Below are 17,171 nucleotides of genomic sequence, written 5' to 3' on the forward strand. Positions count from 1 at the left end.
GGCACAGCTGCTGCATTAGGTCTTGCCAACAACCCACATATAGCCGCCCCTTCAACGTCGAAGGGTCGAGCTTCCCGAGAGAACGGGACCAGGACAAAGGCGTCCTCGCTAGCTGACTAGCGGGGACGCCTTTTTTTGTTTGCGCATGATTTGTCGAGCCATTGCGGAGAACGACATGAAAAAACTCAAACTGGTGATGATCGGCAACGGCATGGCCGGGGTTCGCACCCTTGAAGAATTGCTCAAGCTGAGCAGCGAGCTGTACGACATCACCGTGTTCGGCGCCGAGCCCCACACCAACTACAACCGCATCCTGCTGTCGCCGGTGCTGGCCGGTGAGCAAACCTTCGAAGAGATCGTGCTCAACGACCTCGACTGGTACCTGGATAACAACGTCAAGCTGCTGCTCAACCGCAAGGTGGTGCAGATCGACCGGGTCAAGCGCAAAGTCATTGCCGAAGACGGCACCGAGGCCGAGTACGATCGCCTGCTGATCGCCACCGGTTCTACGCCGTTTATCCTGCCGATTCCCGGCAACACCTTGCAGGGCGTGATTGGCTACCGTGACATTGCCGACACCCAAGCGATGATCGACACCGCCAAGACCCACAAGCACGCGGTGGTGATCGGTGGCGGCCTGCTCGGCCTGGAAGCGGCCAACGGCCTGATACTGCGCGGTATGCACGTCACGGTGGTGCATATCGGCGAATGGCTGCTGGAACGGCAACTGGACAAGACCAGCGGCCAGTTGCTGCAAACCGAACTGGAAAGCCGTGGCCTGGTGTTTCGCCTGTGCGAGCAAACCCAGGCCTTGCATGATGCCGGTAATGGTCGCGTCGGCTCGGTGCAATTCAAAAATGGCGACATCATCCCGGCCGACCTGGTGGTGATGGCCGCCGGTATCCGCCCCAACACCGAACTGGCGGAGAAGTCCGGCATCCCCTGCAACCGTGGGATCCTGGTCAACGACACGATGCAAACCTACGACCCGCGCATCTACGCGATCGGCGAATGCGCCAGCCATCGCGGGATCGCCTATGGCCTGGTGGCGCCGCTGTTCGAACAGGCCAAGGTCTGCGCCAACCACTTGGCCCAACTGGGCTTTGCCACTTACAAAGGCTCGGTGACCTCGACCAAGCTGAAGGTGACCGGCATCGACCTCTTTTCTGCCGGCGACTTCATGGGCGGTGAAGGCACCGAGACCATCACCCTCTCCGACCCGATCGGCGGCGTATACAAGAAGCTGGTAATCAAGGACGACATCCTGGTCGGTGCGTGCCTGTACGGCGATACCGCGGATGGTGGTTGGTACTTCCGCCAGATCCGTGAGAACCATGCAATTGGCGAGATCCGCGATCACCTGATGTTCGGTGAGAACGCCTTGGGCGATGTGGGCCATCAAGGCCAGGACAAAGCCATGAGCATGGCCGACAGCGCCGAAGTCTGCGGCTGCAACGGCGTGTGCAAAGGCACCATCGTCAAGGCAATCCAGGAACAAGGGCTGTTCAGCGTCGATGAGGTGAAAAAACACACCAAGGCCGCCAGCTCCTGCGGTTCCTGTGCCGGGCTGGTTGAGCAGATCCTGATCAACACCGTGGGCGGCGCGGCTGACGTCAAACCCAAAAGCGAAAAGGCCATCTGTGGGTGCAGCGACCTTAATCACGGGCAGATCCGTCAGGCTATCCGCGAGCAGCACTTGCTGACTATCGACAGCACCATGCGCTACCTGAACTGGCGTACCCCCAATGGCTGTGCAACATGTCGCCCCGCTCTCAACTACTACCTGATTTCAACCTGGCCGGGCGAGGCCAAGGACGACCCGCAATCACGACTGATCAACGAACGGGCCCACGCCAATATTCAGAAAGACGGCACCTACTCTGTAGTCCCACGGATGTGGGGCGGCGTGACCAATCCTTCGGAGCTGCGCCGCATCGCCGATGTGGCCGACAAATACAACGTGCCGATGGTCAAGGTCACCGGCGGCCAGCGCATCGACTTGCTCGGCATCAAGAAGCAGGACTTGCCAGGGGTGTGGAAGGACCTGGACATGCCGTCCGGCCATGCCTACGGCAAATCCATCCGCACCGTGAAAACCTGCGTGGGCAGCGAGTTCTGCCGTTTCGGCACGCAGAATTCCACCCAATTGGGCATTGAGCTTGAGCATGACCTGTTCAATATGTGGTCACCGCACAAGGTCAAGCTGGCGGTGTCCGGTTGCCCACGCAACTGTTCGGAAGCGGGCATCAAGGACGTGGGAATTATCGGTGTCGACTCCGGTTGGGAGATGTATATCGGCGGCAACGGCGGCATCAAGACCGAAGTCGCGGAGTTTTTCGTCAAGCTCAAGACCGCCGATGAAGTGCGCGAATACAACGGCGCATTTCTGCAGCTGTACCGCGAAGAAGCGTTCTACCTGGAACGCACGGTGCACTACCTGCAACGAGTGGGCATGGAGCACATCAAGAAGGCCGTACTCGAAGACCCGGCCCGCCGCCAGGCGCTCAATGAGCGTTTGCAGTTCTCGTTGTCATTCGAACAGGACCCGTGGAAGGAACGCCTGGAACAGCCGCTGCTGAAAAAGGAGTTCGACGTTATCCCGGTCAAACAACTGGAGGTGTCGCTATGAACTGGCTGGATATCTGCGCCCTTGATGAAATCAATACCCTGGGCTCGCGCATCATCAGTGGGCCCAAAGGCGACATCGCGATTTTTCGTACCAGTGACGACGAAGTCTTCGCCCTTGACGACCGTTGCCCGCACAAGGGCGGCCCGCTCTCCCAAGGCTTAATCTATGGCAAGCGCGTCGCCTGCCCGCTGCACAACTGGCAGATTGACCTGGCGTCCGGCGAAGCCCAGGCGCCGGATATCGGCTGCGCCCACCATCATCAGGCCCGGGTAGAAAACGGCCGGGTGATGCTGGCCCTGCGGGACGCGGGTTGATGAACCGCCAGACCACCGCGTCCACCTGCTGTTATTGCGGCGTGGGCTGCGGCGTGCTGATCGAGCATGACGGCGAGCAGATCCTGGGGGTGCAAGGCGATCCTAGCCATCCGGCCAACTTCGGCAAATTGTGCAGCAAAGGCGCCAGCCTGCACCTGACCGGCGACGTGAGCGCACGCGCCCTGTATCCGGAGTTACGCCTGGGCAAAGGTTTGGCCCGTACCCGTACCGACTGGGACACCGCCCTGGATCACGCCGCCAACGTGTTCGCCGAGACCATCGCCGAGCACGGCCCGGACAGCGTGGCGTTCTATATTTCGGGGCAACTGTTGACCGAGGATTACTACAGCTTCAACAAGCTGGCCCGGGCGTTGGTGGGCACCAACAATATCGACAGCAATTCTCGGCTGTGCATGTCATCGGCGGTGGTCGGCTACAAGCGCAGCCTGGGCGCCGATGCGCCGCCGTGCAGTTATGAAGACCTGGAAAACAGCGACTGCGTGATGATCGTCGGCAGCAATATGGCCTACGCCCACCCGGTATTGTTCCGACGCCTGGAGCAGGCCAAGGCGCAGCGCCCGCAGATGAAAGTACTGGTGATTGATCCGCGGCGTACAGACACCTGCGATTTGGCTGACCTGCACCTGGCAATCTTGCCGGGGACGGACGTGGCGTTGTTTCACGGGATTTTGCATCTGCTGCTGTGGGAAGACTGGGTTGATCGTGCGTTCATCCAGGCCCACACCGATGGCCTGGCCGAGCTCAAGCGCCTGGTGCATGACTACACGCCGCAGATGGTCACGCAGTTGTGCGGGATCAGCGTCGAACAACTGCGCCTATGTGCGCAGTGGGTCGGCACATCCAGCAGCTTTTTGTCGCTGTGGTGCATGGGCCTCAACCAATCCACTGCCGGCAGCGCAAAAAACAGCGCGTTGATCAACCTGCACTTGGCCACGGGCACCATTGGCAGGCCGGGGTGCGGGCCGTTTTCCCTGACCGGTCAACCGAATGCCATGGGCGGTCGCGAAACCGGCAGCCTGTCCAACCTGCTGCCGGGCCACCGCGAGGCGTCCAACCCGGAACATCGCGCTGAAGTGGCCGCCTACTGGGGCGTGGAGCAACTTCCTGCGCCCACCGGCCTTAGCGCGATCGAACTGTTTGAACAGATGCAGGCCGGCAAGATCAAGGCCCTGTGGATCGCCTGCACCAACCCTGCACAATCCTTGCCCGACCAGAACGCCGTGCGTGCGGCCTTGGCGGCGTGCCCGTTCGTGGTGTTGCAGGAGGCTTTTCGCACCACCGAAACCGCCATTTATGCCGACCTGCTGTTGCCTGCCGCCAGTTGGGGCGAGAAAGACGGCACGGTCACCAACTCCGAGCGGCGTATTTCCCACGTACGCCGCGCCATCAACCCACCGGGAGAGGCGCGGGCGGACTGGGCAATTACCGTAGATTTCGCACAGCGTCTGGAGCGTCGCCTGCGGCCAGGGTTGCCCAGCCTGTTCGCCTTTGCACAGCCGGCGCAGCTGTTTGACGAGTTCAAGGGGCTCACCCAAGGGCGTGACCTCGACTTGTCCGGTATCAGCCATGGCCTGCTCGACCAACTCGGCCCGCAGCAATGGCCGTTTCCCACAGGCGCACAGACAGGCACAGCGCGCGTGTATTGCGATGGCATCTTCCCCACCGACAATGGCCGGGCGCGGTTTGTGGCCGACCCTTACCGCGCGGCCAAGGAACAACGGGACGCGCGCTTCCCCCTGACCTTGATCACCGGCCGTCTGCGTGACCAGTGGCACGGCATGAGCCGCACCGGCACGGCCGCGCAGTTGTTCGGGCATGTCAGTGAAGCGCTGTTGAGCCTGCACCCGGACGAGCTTCGCCGCCACCGCCTCCAGGAAGGTGACCTGGTCAGCCTGAAAAGCCGTCGCGGCAGCGTAATCGTCGCTGTCAGCAGCGATGACAGCGTACGGCCCGGCCAGGCATTTCTGCCGATGCATTGGGGCGACCGCTTTCTCAAGGGCGGCGTAAACGTGATCACCCAACCGGCGTTTGACCCACTGTCCAAACAGCCTGAACTCAAGCACAGCGGGGTGCGCCTGGAAGCCGTGCAACTGCCGTGGCAGCTGTTCGCGCTGATCGAGGGCAATGTGCAGCTGCATTTCGAAGCGCTACGCCCGCTGTGTGAGGAATTTGCCTACGTCAGCCTTAGCCTGACCGGCCGTGAACGCCCTGCGTTGCTGGTACGGGCAGCCCATACCGAGGCGCCGGACCTGCAATTGTTGACTCGGATTGACCACTTGCTGGGCCTGAACGACGGTCCGGTCATGGCCTACGACGACCCGCGCCGCTCGATCGGCAAGCGCGTGAAAATCGAAAAAGGCCGTATCACCGCCCTGCGCCTGGCCGGCGAAACCCTGGCCCGCCACTGGTTGCAAAGCCTGTGGCTGGAAGGCCGCGCCGACGAGCAACTGCGACGCTGGCTGTTGGCACCTTTAAGCGCGCCACCCGGTGGCGCAACGGCAAGCAACAAGATTGTGTGTAACTGCAAGAACGTCAGCGAAAACGCCGTGTGTGCGGGCGTTGGTCGTGGCCTGGACCTGGATGGACTTAAACGGGAACTGGGTTGCGGCACCCAATGCGGCTCCTGCGTGCCGGAAATCAAACGTCTTTTGGCCAGCAAACCGCAGCCAATCGCCATCAGTGTGTAAGGGGAACAACATGAGCGCAAAAGTGTGGCTGGTAGGCGCGGGGCCCGGTGATCCGGAGTTGTTGACCCTCAAGGCAGTCAGAGCCCTGCATGAAGCGGACGTGGTGCTGATTGATGACCTGGTCAACCCGGCCGTGCTCGAACACTGCGGCGATGCACGCGTGATTACCGTCGGTAAACGCGGTGGCTGCCGCTCCACCCCTCAGGATTTTATCCATCGCCTGATGCTGCGTTATGCCCGCCAGGGCAAATGCGTGGTGCGGCTCAAGGGCGGCGACCCGTGCATTTTTGGTCGCGGTGGCGAAGAGGCGCTGTGGCTGCGCGAACGTGGCATTGAGGTGGAGTTGGTCAACGGCATCACGTCGGGGTTAGCCGGGGCGACGAGCTGCGATATTCCCCTGACGTTACGCGGTGTGAGCCGTGGGGTGACGCTGGTCACTGCTCATACTCAGGACGACAGCCCGTTGAACTGGCGCGCACTGGCGGAAAGTGGAACCACACTGGTGGTGTACATGGGCGTGGCGAAGCTGGAGGAGATTCGTCAGCAGTTGCTCGAAGGTGGGATGACCCCGGACATGCCCGTGGCGATGATCGAAAATGCTTCGCTGCCCCAGCAGCGCGAATGCCGCAGCGATCTGGAGCGGATGCATGAGGATGCGCAAGCGTTCGCCCTGAAGAGCCCGGCTATCCTGGTGATTGGTAGCGTTGCTGATGCTGCGCAGGCGGCTTGCCTGGCGACGGCGGCCAGTGCCTGAGGCAAATTCCAGGCGAAAAAAACCCGGCCTAAGCCGGGTTTTTTTGTAAAGCCAGGCTAATTACTTAGCGGTGGCTTCAACAGCTGCTTCTACGCGACGGTTAACAGCGCGGCCAGCTTCAGTTGCGTTGTCAGCAACTGGGCGGGACTCACCGTAACCAACGGAAGTGATGCGGCTAGGAGCTACGCCATCTTTAACCAGGACTTGCTTAACAGCGTCAGCACGACGCTGGGACAGCTTCTGGTTGTAAGCGTCTGGACCGACGGAGTCAGTGTGACCAGCAACTTCTACGTTGGTGTCTGGGTACTGAGCCATGAAGTCGGCCAGGTTTTTCACGTCGCCGTAGCTGTTAGGCTTAACAACCGACTTGTCGAAGTCGAACTTAACGTCCAGCTCAACACGAACAACCTGAGCAACCGGAGCTTCTGGCTCTGGAACTGGCTCTGGAGCTGGTGCTGGGGTAGGAGCTGGAGCAGCTGCGCCAGCGTTACCGCCGAAGTTCACGCCCAGGCCAACCAGTGCGGAGTAGTCCCACTTGCCGTTGTCCAGACCGTAGTCAGCTTCAACACCAGCACGTGCGTACAGGTTGTTGGTGAAGTAGTACTTCACGCCGGTACCGATGGTGGCGAAAGTGGTCTGGTCGCGACCGCTGTGGCCATCAGCCTTGACGTTGGTACGGCTCTGGTGGCCGAAACCGCCTTCAACGTATGGACGCAGGCTATCAACGCCAGCCTGACCGAAGTGGTACTGAGCAACGAGGCTGCCAGTGTCACCTTTGATCTTCTGGTTGCCAGTGCCGTCGTTCGAACGGGTGTGGTTGGTCTTGTCGTACGACAGATTCAACGACAGATCGTCGGTCAGGAAGTAACCAATGCGAGCGCCTGGGTTGAAGCCGTCTTCGATGTGCTTAACGCTATCGTTGTACTGCTTCTTGTAGAACAGCTCGCCTTCAACTGCGCCTTGGCCTTGTGCCAGAACGCCGAAAGAAGTAGCGGCAATAAGAGAACCAATGGCCAAGCCCAAGGTGTTTTTCAGTTTCATCCGTTAAATCCCCATCTGGTGATTGTAAAGCAGTCCCACAAACCGGGGGACAACTCGGCGACAAGTCTAACAGAACTTGCCTACACGTAAGAGATATTTGCTACGCACTAAGTTTCAGTCTCGCCCGCAAATTTCTCACGTAATTTATCAAGAGCACGTTTGTACCGCATTTTTGTAGCACTCAAGCCCATATGCATGATGTCAGCGATTTCCTGGAATTCCAGCTCTGCGACAAAGCGAAGCACCAGAATTTCCCGGTCAATCGGGTTCACATGCACCAACCAGCGATCAAGTCCGCCCTTCTCCTCGGGTGCCGGCGCCTTTTCTTCAGACGCCTCCTCAAGGGGGTCCAGACTCAATGCGTCCATCAAGCGACGCTTTCGCCGTTCCTTCCGATACTGCGTGATGCACTCGTTGTACGTGATGCTGTACAGCCAGGTCTTGAACTTCGATTTGCCCTCGAAGTTCTTCAGGCCATATAGCACCTTGAGCATCACTTCCTGACAGACATCGTCCGCGTCTCTATCGTTCCCCAAATACCTTGAACAAACGTTGAACAGAGTGCGTTGATACCTGCGCATCAATTCTTCGTACGCGCGTGTTACGTGAAACAGCTCCGTGTGCGAGCGCGCGACCAACTCCTCATCAGAGAGCTCACGGGGGTCATAGCGCGTGGACAGCGTTTGGGCTTTATTCAAAACAAGTCGTGCCGGCAGTCAGGTCAATGTCCGTTGCAACCCGGTCACCCGGGTTTGCGGCGGCGTACATTAGCAGGGTTTGCCGGATTAGCGGCTACTGACCTGCTGCTCCAGGAGAATCCGGTTGGACAGCGAAACCAGTTCTCCGTCATCGGTCAGCACTGTCGTCTTGACCGTGCCGATCTCCTCGATCTGCCCTTCAACCTCGCCCACACGCACTTGTTGCCCAACCTGATATAGCTCACGCACATAGATTCCCGCAAGAATCTGACCGGCAATTTCCCGGCTTCCCAAACCCATGGCCAGTGCAACGGCCAGACCAACGGTAATCAAAACAATCACAATGACGTGGTTCAGCAGGTCAGTCTTGACCTCCAACTGGCTGATCGCGACGGAAATACTGATGATGATCACCAGCCCCTGTGCGATTCGCCCCAAGCCTGCCGCGTAGTCCAACCCCACGCCTTCAGCGGCCCCGCGCACCAGCCCATTGGCCAATTGCGCGAGTAAAACACCTACCAGCAACACCAGCGCGCCGCCGAAAACTTTCGGCAAATACAGTGCCAGCATGTCGAGCGTAGCTGAAACTCGCTCAAGTCCAAGGGATTGCGCTGCAGAAACCAGAAAAATAAGTAGAACAAACCAGTAGACGATCTTGCCGATCAAGGTAGAAATCGGCACCTGCAGCCCGGCGCGACCCAGCAATTTGGTCAAACCGGTGCCGGCCATCAGGCGATCCAGCCCGAGTTTGGCGAGCAGCTTGGACAACAGGGTGTCGAGCAACTTGGCCACGACAAAGCCCAGCAACACCAGGACCAGGGCACCAAACAGGTTGGGAATGAAATTCGCAACCTTGGTCCACAATGCGGTCATCGCAGTGACCAGGCTCTGGGTCCAGAGATCAAGTTCCATATTCAATCAGCCTTATCAGCAGTGCGAGCAAGAGGTTTACGGCGGGAAACCGGTGACACATGGGCCGAACCGTTGTTCAGGGCCATCATCAATGCCGGCAACCAACGCCCGAGCAGACCGAACAGATCACCCGCACCGACCTGACGGTTGGCGGTTTTCAATACGCGACCCAGGCAAGCATCGTCATCACGGTTGGATGGCGAAGCATTGAGCATGTCACGCAAAGACTGTTCGAACGGATCGTGCATAGAGACCTCTCGCAAGTGAATTAAAAGACGAGGGTAAAATTCATCGGGTCACATCGACCCTTTCCTACGTTCAGGTCATATTCAGCTCAAACCCATCGTAATCGTCGAAATAGCCACCATTGTCCCAGGGCCACCGAGACCATCAACAGGCACGCAATCATGAATCCGTAGGGGCTCTCGGAGAACGGAATGCCACCCACATTTATACCGAGCAAACCGGTGAGAAAACTCATCGGCAAGAAGATCCCGGTGATGATCCCGAAGCGATACATGGTGCGGTTCATGCGCAGGCTCAAGCGCCGGTCTTCGGCCTCAAGCACAAGCCCCACGCGCTCTCTGGCCAGTTCCAGCTCTTCCAGGTAACGGGTCAGACTGTTGTGCAACTCGTTCCAATAGTCAGCATCGTCATCGCAGAACCATGCCAATTTTATTCGCGTCAGCTGGGCAAAAATATCCCGCTGTGGTGCCAAAAACCGCTTGAGCCCGGCCGCGCGCCGACGGATCTGCAAAACGCTGCCGTGCTCCGGGGTATACCGTTCGTCGGCATCGAGTTTTTCTTCCTCGGAATCGACGATTTCTGACAACCCTGTCACCAGATCCTGCACTTTGTTGGTCAGGTACTGAGCCATATAAAGGATGAGTTCAGACGCCGTTTTGGGGCCTTTGCCGTCCGCCAGTTGCACCAATAGCTCATCGGTGGCGCGCAACGGGCGCAAACGCAGGGAGATCACACGATTGGCGGCGGCGAAGATACGCACCGAAACCATGTCCTCCGGCTCTGCCCCGGGGTTGAGATTGATCCCGCGCAGAAACAACAGCAATTCGGCGTCGGGCAACGGCAACAACCGTGGGCGGGTGTTCTCCTCCAGCAGCAGGTCGCAGGCAAATTCGCTCAGGCCACTGGATTTGCGCAGCCAGGTCTGGGTCTGGGGATGGCTGCGATCCCAATGCAGCCACAGGCTTTCCTGGGGTTGCAACTGCAGATCGTCGAGCTCAGTCCGGGCAATCGAACGCGCACCGCCTTTACCATCCAGCACCAGGGCATGCACCAGCCCCCATTGCGCGTTCTCTTCCTCGAACATCCAGACTCCTTGGGTTTATTCAGGCATTTTCAGCGGGCTGGGCGACACGATCACGCCGTTATTGTCGGCGTAGATGTACTCACCCGGACGGAACGTCACACCCGCGAATGTCACGACGACGTTCAGGTCACCGAGGCCCCGCTTGTCGGTTTTCATCGGGTGGGAGGCCAGGGCCTGCACACCCAAGTCGGTCTGGGCGAGAACATCCACATCCCGGACGCAACCATAGATCACCAACCCTTCCCAGCCATTTTTCGCAGCTTTATCGGCAATCAGATCGCCCAGCAACGCGCGGCGCAGTGAGCCTCCGCCGTCAACGACCATCACTTTGCCGGCGCCCGGCTGGTCAGCCTGTTCCTTTACCAGGGAATTATCTTCGAAGCATTTGATGGTGACGATCTCACCCCCAAAAGAATCTCGGCCACCGAAGTTGCTGAACATCGGCTCCACTACCTGCACCAGTTCCGGGTAGGCGTCACACAGGTCGGGGGTCACGTAATGGTTCATCGAGAAGCTCCTGTCGTCAAAGAAGAGATCGAACATCCACGGTGTACATCAGAAAAACGCGCCGCGACAGGCATTCTTTAAGTGCCTGCCAGTGGTGGGCCGCCATGATCGGACCCGCATCAGCGCAACGCAATACACGTTGCGCGACTGAATATGACCAGAAGCGCCCAGCGCGTCATATCTTAGCCGCAACCACTCAAGAGTGAAACGCCCTTGGTAGAGCGTTTGCTCAAACTGCTGCGGCTACTTGGGGCCGAGTCCCGAATAATGGTGTCAGTGGGTCGTTCAACCACCGTTCCACCAGTGGCCATACTTCGGCCTGCGCAGCTTTGCTGACCAGCATCTGCACATGCCCGAAGTCCTCGCTGAAACCCTGCTCGCGCCCCAGGCACAGATACTGGCGATGCTCGCTGCCGACCTGCTCGAAGAGTTTGCGACACGCCCAGTCCGGGTCTTGCCGATCGCCCGCCGCACTGACCGCGAGCAACGGCACATCGATCTGCGCCAAGCCTTTCCACCAGTCACATTCGGCATCGCCGAAGCGGCCGAACAGGCCATTCCAGCGCATCGCTTCGATCATCACTCCCGCCGGCTCATCCTCGGGGCCGCGCTTGAAGCGTGGGCCAGACACATGGGCAAGGCGCTTGAGGATCAACCGAGTACCCCACTCCAGCGGTGGAATTTTCAACGGCCAATGGGTGCGGCTGACCTGACAGCCAAACAATGCCACCGAAGCCACCTCAGGCGCCCCCAAGTGTTGCCCGCCCAGGGCCGCAGCCAAGGTCGTGGCACCGAGGGAGTGCCCGATCCAGTGCGGGACCTGCCCGCTTTGCTCACGCACAAAGGCACCCACGGCCGGCAAATCGTAGCAGGCGTAATCGGCGACGCGGTTTCTGGCGTATTCATGGTTGCGCTTGGACAGCCCATGGCCGCGCATTTCCGGGATCCACACATCAAAACCCCGGCGCGCCAGGTACGCGCCCAGGCCGATCCCCTTGGGCGAGTACCAGAAGCGCCGATTGGAAAAGCTGCCATGCAACAAAATAATCGGCGTGCCCCGGTTTTCAGGGACATCGGCCAGGCCCAAACGGGTGACCGCCAGCTCGACGGTGCCATCAGGGCTATTGCCGGGTTTGAGCCGGTAGACGTCTTCACTCAGGTCGCCACGACGTTCAGCGCTGATCAAGGCGACGGGAAACAGGTTGCTGCTGCTTTGCATAATGCTCTTGCACAAAAAAGGGCGGCGTCCGCAAGGAGTTCCCGCCCAGTACAGATAAGAATGCCGGTCACCCTCACGAGTGACCGGCACTTTTGACGTTGCGACTTTAAGCGGACGCTTGGCCTTCCGCCAGGAAGAACCAGGTTTCCAGCACAGAGTCCGGGTTCAGCGAGACGCTTTCGATGCCCTGCTCCATCAGCCATTTGGCCAGGTCAGGGTGGTCGGAAGGGCCTTGGCCGCAGATACCGATGTACTTGCCGGCCTTGTTACACGCCTGGATGGCATTGGCCAGCAGCTTTTTGACCGCAGGGTTACGCTCGTCGAACAGGTGAGCGATGATCCCGGAGTCGCGGTCCAGGCCCAGGGTCAGCTGGGTCAGGTCGTTGGAGCCGATGGAGAAACCGTCGAAGAACTCCAGGAATTCTTCGGCCAGGATGGCGTTGGACGGCAATTCGCACATCATGATCACGCGCAGGCCGTTCTCGCCACGGGTCAAGCCGTTTTCGGCCAGCAGGTCGACCACTTGGCTCGCTTCGCCCAGGGTGCGTACGAACGGCACCATGATCTCGACGTTGGTCAGGCCCATCTCGTTGCGCACGCGCTTGAGGGCACGGCACTCAAGCTCGAAGCAGTCGCGGAACGCTTCGCTGATGTAACGCGAGGCGCCACGGAAGCCCAGCATCGGGTTTTCTTCTTCCGGCTCGTAGAGCTTGCCGCCGATCAGGTTGGCGTATTCGTTGGACTTGAAGTCCGACAGGCGCACGATGACCTTTTTCGGGTAGAACGCCGCCGCCAGCGTACTGATGCCTTCCACCAGCTTCTCGACATAGAAGCCCACCGGGTCGTTGTAGCCGGCGATGCGCTTGTCGACGCTTTCCTTGATATCCAGCGGCAGGCCGTCATAGTTCAACAAGGCCTTTGGGTGCACGCCGATCATGCGATTGATGATGAACTCCAGGCGGGCCAGGCCCACCCCGGCGTTCGGCAACTGCGCGAAATCGAAGGCGCGGTCCGGGTTGCCGACGTTCATCATGATCTTGAACGGCAGGTCCGGCATGGCGTCGATAGAGTTTTGCTTGATGTCGAAGCCCAGCTCACCTTCGAAGATGAAACCGGTGTCGCCTTCGGCGCAGGACACGGTGACACCCTGGCCCTCCTTGAGCAGTTGGGTGGCGTTGCCGCAGCCGACTACCGCCGGGATCCCCAGTTCACGGGCGATGATCGCCGCGTGGCAAGTACGCCCGCCTCGGTTGGTGACAATGGCGCTGGCGCGCTTCATCACCGGCTCCCAGTCCGGGTCGGTCATGTCGGAAACCAGCACGTCGCCGGGCTGGACTTTGTCCATTTCCGACACGTCCTTGATGATCCGCACCTTGCCAGCACCGATGCGCTGGCCAATGGCACGGCCTTCCACCAGTACGGTGCCGGTTTCCTTGAGCAGGTAACGCTCCATGACATTGGCCGAAGTGCGGCTCTTCACGGTTTCCGGACGCGCTTGCACGATATATAGCTTGCCGTCGTCACCGTCCTTGGCCCACTCGATGTCCATCGGGCACTTGTAGTGCTTCTCGATGATCATCGCCTGTTTGGCCAGCTCGCTGACTTCTGCATCGGTCAGGCAGAAGCGCGCGCGCTCGGCCTTGTCGACGTCAACGGTTTTCACCGAGCGACCGGCCTTGGCCTCGTCGCCGTAGATCATCTTGATCGCCTTGCTGCCCAGGTTGCGGCGCAGGATGGCCGGGCGGCCGGCCTCAAGAGTATGTTTGTGCACGTAGAATTCGTCAGGGTTGACCGCGCCTTGTACGACGGTTTCGCCCAGGCCGTAGGCACCGGTAATGAATACCACATCACGGAAGCCCGACTCAGTGTCCAGGGTGAACATCACGCCGGCAGTGCCGGTTTCCGAACGCACCATGCGCTGCACACCGGCAGACAAGGCCACCAGCTTGTGGTCGAAGCCCTGGTGTACACGGTAGGAAATAGCGCGGTCGTTGAACAGCGAGGCGAATACTTCCTTGGCCGCGCGAATGACGTTTTCCACGCCACGGATATTCAGGAAGGTTTCCTGCTGACCGGCAAAGGAGGCGTCCGGCAAGTCTTCGGCGGTGGCCGAGGAGCGTACGGCGACGGCCATGTCCGGGTTGCCGGCGGACAGGGTGGCGAAGGCGGTGCGAATTTCTTCGTTGAGCTTCTCGGGGAACTCGGCTTCCATGATCCACTGACGGATCTGGGCGCCGGTCTTGGCCAGGGCGTTGACGTCGTCGACGTCCAGGGCATCCAGCGCGGCGTGGATCTGGGCGTTGAGGCCGCTCAGCTCGAGGAAGTCGCGGTAAGCCTGGGCCGTGGTGGCGAAACCACCGGGCACCGAGACACCAGCGCCTGCAAGATTACTGATCATCTCGCCGAGGGATGCGTTCTTGCCCCCCACATGCTCTACATCATGGACGCCGAGCTTATCGAGGGAAACTACGTACTCTACCAAGGTGATCTCTCCACTTTCTGTGTTGGAAAAGCTCAGGACGCGGGTTGCTCAGTAGGAGCTAACGCCAGCGCTTGTGGCCTGGACCTGGAAAATAAGTGAGAATGCGGCCCACTGCGGGACGGCAAAATCGCGCCTATCATATCCAAGATTCGCCATCAGCTTAAGGCCCAGGGCTCAAATGAAACGATCTGCTTTCTTTATTTCCGACGGCACCGGCATCACAGCCGAAACACTGGGCCAGAGCCTGCTTGCGCAGTTCGAAAACATTACCTTCGCCAAATTCACCCGGCCTTATATAGACAGCGTGGATAAAGCGCGGGCCATGGTACAACAAATCAATCTGGCGGCTGAGAAAGACGGTTTTCGCCCGATCATTTTCGACACCATCGTCAATCAAGACATTCGTGAGATTCTCGCAACGTCGAATGGTTTCATGATCGACATTTTCTCGACCTTCCTGGCGCCATTGGAACAGGAGTTGAGTGAGCATTCTTCATACTCTGTCGGAAAGTCCCACTCCATCGGGCATAACTCCAACTATATGGAGCGTATCGAGGCGGTGAACTTTGCCCTCGACAACGATGATGGCGCCCGCACCCACTACTACGACAAGGCCGACCTGATCCTGGTGGGCGTGTCGCGTTGCGGCAAGACCCCGACCTGTCTGTACATGGCCATGCAATTCGGTATCCGTGCGGCCAACTACCCGCTGACCGAAGACGATATGGAACACCTGACGCTGCCCGCCGCCCTACGCGCCCATTCGCACAAACTGTTCGGCCTGACCATCGACCCGGACCGCCTGACCGCCATCCGTAACGAACGCAAGCCCAACAGCCGCTACTCCAGCTATGCGCAGTGCGAGTTCGAGGTGCGTGAAGTGGAAAATCTGTTCCGTCGCGAGAATATTGCACACATCAATTCCACGCATTTTTCGGTGGAAGAGATTTCGGCGAAGATTCTGGTGGAGAAGGGTGTGGAGCGGCGCTTCAAGTGATCTCTGGCGCCTGATCTGACGCTATCGCAGGCAAGCCAGCTCCCGCAGTTGGAATGCGTTCCCCTGTGGGAGCTGGCTTGCCTGCGATGAACGGTAACGCGGATTTACAGATGAAACCGCCCGCCCCCCTGCCCCAGCGCCGTCGCCAGCGCATCAAACCCTTCGCGCAATAACTGATCATCGCCCGAGGTATTACAGATACTCGCCCGTATAAACTGCGGCACCGCGGTCTGCCCCACGGCAAACGCCTCTGCGGTGGCGATCAGGTAATTGTTCTGCCTGAGCTCTGCCTCGATTTCCGACGCACGCCATGGCTCTGGTACCTCGATCCAGAAATGCGGGCTGTTGAGGTGGGTGCGATACGCCAGCCCGGTCAATAAATCCTCGACCAAGGTCTTGCGGCGGCTGATTTCGTTGATTTGTTGGCGCAACAGATATTCCGCCGTGCCGTTTTCGATCCACTGGGTGGCCAGTTCCAGGGTCACAGGCGTCGCCATCCAGCAGGTCGAGCGCAACGCCGCGGAAATACGACTGACCAGCGCGGGCGGTGCATGGACGTAGCCTACCCGCAACCCTGCCGACACCGCTTTGCTCAGACTGCTGATCAAAATCGTACGCTCAGGCGCGAAATAGCTGAGGGGCGGCGGGCGATCTTCAACCAGCACGCCGTGGGCTTCGTCTTCGAGAATCAGCAGGTTGTGCTCACGACACACCTTGGCCAAGGCTTCGCGACGCGCCACCGACAACACCGCCGTCGTGGGATTCTGAATAGTCGGCGTGCAGTACAACGCCGAAATCCGGTGATTACGACAGACCTCATCCAGCGCCGTGGGCAACACGCCCTCCTCATCCATTTCCAGGCCAATCAGGCGCACGCCCAACATGCGCGCAGCCGTAATCAGTCCAGGATAAGTCAGTTGCTCGGTGACTACCGTATCGCCAGCACGCAGCAGCGCCATCATCGCGCACAGCAAACCGTGCTGGCCGCCGTTGACGCAGATGACCTGCTCTGGAATCGGATGAAAATCGCGCTGCACCAGCCATTGCGCCCCGGCTTCACGGTAACGCGGCAAGCCGGCGTCGGGGGTATAGGCGCTGATGTCCTGCAGGAACTTGGCGTTGGTCGACAGCGTTTGGAAGCTCTGGGCAAGAAACACCGTTTCCTGCCCCGGAATATGCATGTTGCGACTCATGTCGAAGTACTGGCGCGGCTCCTCGCTGAAATTGCGAAAGCCTTCATCACGCTGACGCTCCATCCCACGCTTGCGCACGAAGGTTCCGTCACCGACCCGCGCAACCACCAAGCCCAGGCGCTCCAGCTCACCGTAGGCCCGGCTGATGGTGCCAATGGTCACCCCCAGGTTGTCGGACAGCACCCGATGGGGCGGCAGTTTTCGTCCCGGTTCAATCAAGCCTTCGAGGATGCCCCGCTCCATCACATCAGACAGGCGCTTGTACTTCACGCCCTGCCCATTGGACAGGCCCTCACGCATAATTGACACCATGTCAATATTTGTTTTGACAGCCATCTTTCGCCCTAATAGTGTGCTTTTACGGGTTCAATCGCCGATAAACATAAC

14 protein-coding genes are annotated in these 17,171 nt (G+C 59.4%); 5 read left to right on the top strand and 9 right to left on the bottom strand.

Annotated features, from left to right (window positions below):
* Window positions 1-175 precede the first annotated feature (175 nt).
* Genes nirB through cobA form a run of 4 tightly spaced genes read left to right on the top strand, consistent with a single transcriptional unit; the run spans window position 176 to window position 6,405 of the window.
* Window positions 176-2,629 (top strand): nitrite reductase large subunit NirB, encoded by a 2,454-nt coding sequence (gene nirB / locus PSEBG33_RS07375; protein ID WP_005790363.1) that lies wholly within the window; start codon window positions 176-178, stop codon window positions 2,627-2,629.
* Window positions 2,626-2,943, top strand: coding sequence for a nitrite reductase small subunit NirD (gene nirD, locus PSEBG33_RS07370; RefSeq protein WP_005790365.1), 318 nt, complete (start codon window positions 2,626-2,628; stop codon window positions 2,941-2,943). Before nirB ends, nirD begins: the two co-directional genes overlap by 4 nt.
* Complete coding sequence (locus PSEBG33_RS07365; RefSeq protein WP_005790367.1) at window positions 2,943-5,651, top strand: nitrate reductase; 2,709 nt, start codon at window positions 2,943-2,945, stop codon at window positions 5,649-5,651. Before nirD ends, PSEBG33_RS07365 begins: the two co-directional genes overlap by 1 nt.
* 10 nt (window positions 5,652-5,661) lie before the next feature.
* Entirely contained in the window at window positions 5,662-6,405 is a 744-nt protein-coding gene (gene cobA, locus PSEBG33_RS07360) for a uroporphyrinogen-III C-methyltransferase (RefSeq protein WP_005790369.1), read from the top strand.
* Between the two features lie 60 nt (window positions 6,406-6,465).
* Here cobA and PSEBG33_RS07355 read toward each other — a convergent pair whose 3' ends face one another.
* The 8 genes from PSEBG33_RS07355 to ppsA form a co-directional block, all read right to left on the bottom strand.
* The gene (locus PSEBG33_RS07355; RefSeq protein WP_005790371.1) at window positions 6,466-7,446 is read right to left on the bottom strand and encodes an OmpA family protein; all 981 of its coding nucleotides are present in this window, start codon (window positions 7,444-7,446) and stop codon (window positions 6,466-6,468) included.
* A gap of 107 nt (window positions 7,447-7,553) precedes the next feature.
* A complete protein-coding gene (sigX, locus tag PSEBG33_RS07350) occupies window positions 7,554-8,144 on the bottom strand; it encodes an RNA polymerase sigma factor SigX (protein ID WP_003193286.1) in 591 nt (196 codons plus the stop codon).
* A gap of 87 nt (window positions 8,145-8,231) precedes the next feature.
* Window positions 8,232-9,056, bottom strand: coding sequence for a mechanosensitive ion channel family protein (locus PSEBG33_RS07345; RefSeq protein ID WP_003193288.1), 825 nt, complete (start codon window positions 9,054-9,056; stop codon window positions 8,232-8,234).
* A 2-nt stretch (window positions 9,057-9,058) separates the two neighbouring features.
* Window positions 9,059-9,304: a hypothetical protein gene (locus PSEBG33_RS07340; RefSeq protein WP_005790375.1), complete on the bottom strand. Its 246-nt coding sequence runs from the start codon at window positions 9,302-9,304 to the stop codon at window positions 9,059-9,061.
* A gap of 86 nt (window positions 9,305-9,390) precedes the next feature.
* Complete coding sequence (locus PSEBG33_RS07335) at window positions 9,391-10,386, bottom strand: zinc transporter ZntB (RefSeq protein WP_005790378.1); 996 nt, start codon at window positions 10,384-10,386, stop codon at window positions 9,391-9,393.
* Between the two features lie 15 nt (window positions 10,387-10,401).
* Window positions 10,402-10,893, bottom strand: a complete 492-nt coding sequence (gene rraA / locus PSEBG33_RS07330) for a ribonuclease E activity regulator RraA (RefSeq protein WP_005790380.1) — start codon at window positions 10,891-10,893, stop codon at window positions 10,402-10,404.
* 229 nt (window positions 10,894-11,122) lie between these two features.
* Window positions 11,123-12,112: an alpha/beta fold hydrolase gene (locus PSEBG33_RS07325; protein ID WP_005790382.1), complete on the bottom strand. Its 990-nt coding sequence runs from the start codon at window positions 12,110-12,112 to the stop codon at window positions 11,123-11,125.
* A gap of 106 nt (window positions 12,113-12,218) precedes the next feature.
* Window positions 12,219-14,594, bottom strand: a complete 2,376-nt coding sequence (gene ppsA / locus PSEBG33_RS07320) for a phosphoenolpyruvate synthase (protein WP_005790384.1) — start codon at window positions 14,592-14,594, stop codon at window positions 12,219-12,221.
* A gap of 178 nt (window positions 14,595-14,772) precedes the next feature.
* Here ppsA and ppsR point away from each other — a divergent pair, with 178 nt between their 5' ends.
* Entirely contained in the window at window positions 14,773-15,591 is an 819-nt protein-coding gene (gene ppsR / locus PSEBG33_RS07315; protein WP_003193298.1) for a pyruvate, water dikinase regulatory protein, read from the top strand.
* 104 nt (window positions 15,592-15,695) lie between these two features.
* Here ppsR and PSEBG33_RS07310 read toward each other — a convergent pair whose 3' ends face one another.
* Window positions 15,696-17,120 (bottom strand): PLP-dependent aminotransferase family protein, encoded by a 1,425-nt coding sequence (locus tag PSEBG33_RS07310; RefSeq protein ID WP_005790387.1) that lies wholly within the window; start codon window positions 17,118-17,120, stop codon window positions 15,696-15,698.
* Between the last annotated feature and the right edge of the window lie 51 nt (window positions 17,121-17,171).

Origin of the sequence: Pseudomonas synxantha BG33R (assembly GCF_000263715.2) — a bacterium.
Taxonomy (GTDB): domain Bacteria; phylum Pseudomonadota; class Gammaproteobacteria; order Pseudomonadales; family Pseudomonadaceae; genus Aquipseudomonas; species Aquipseudomonas synxantha_A.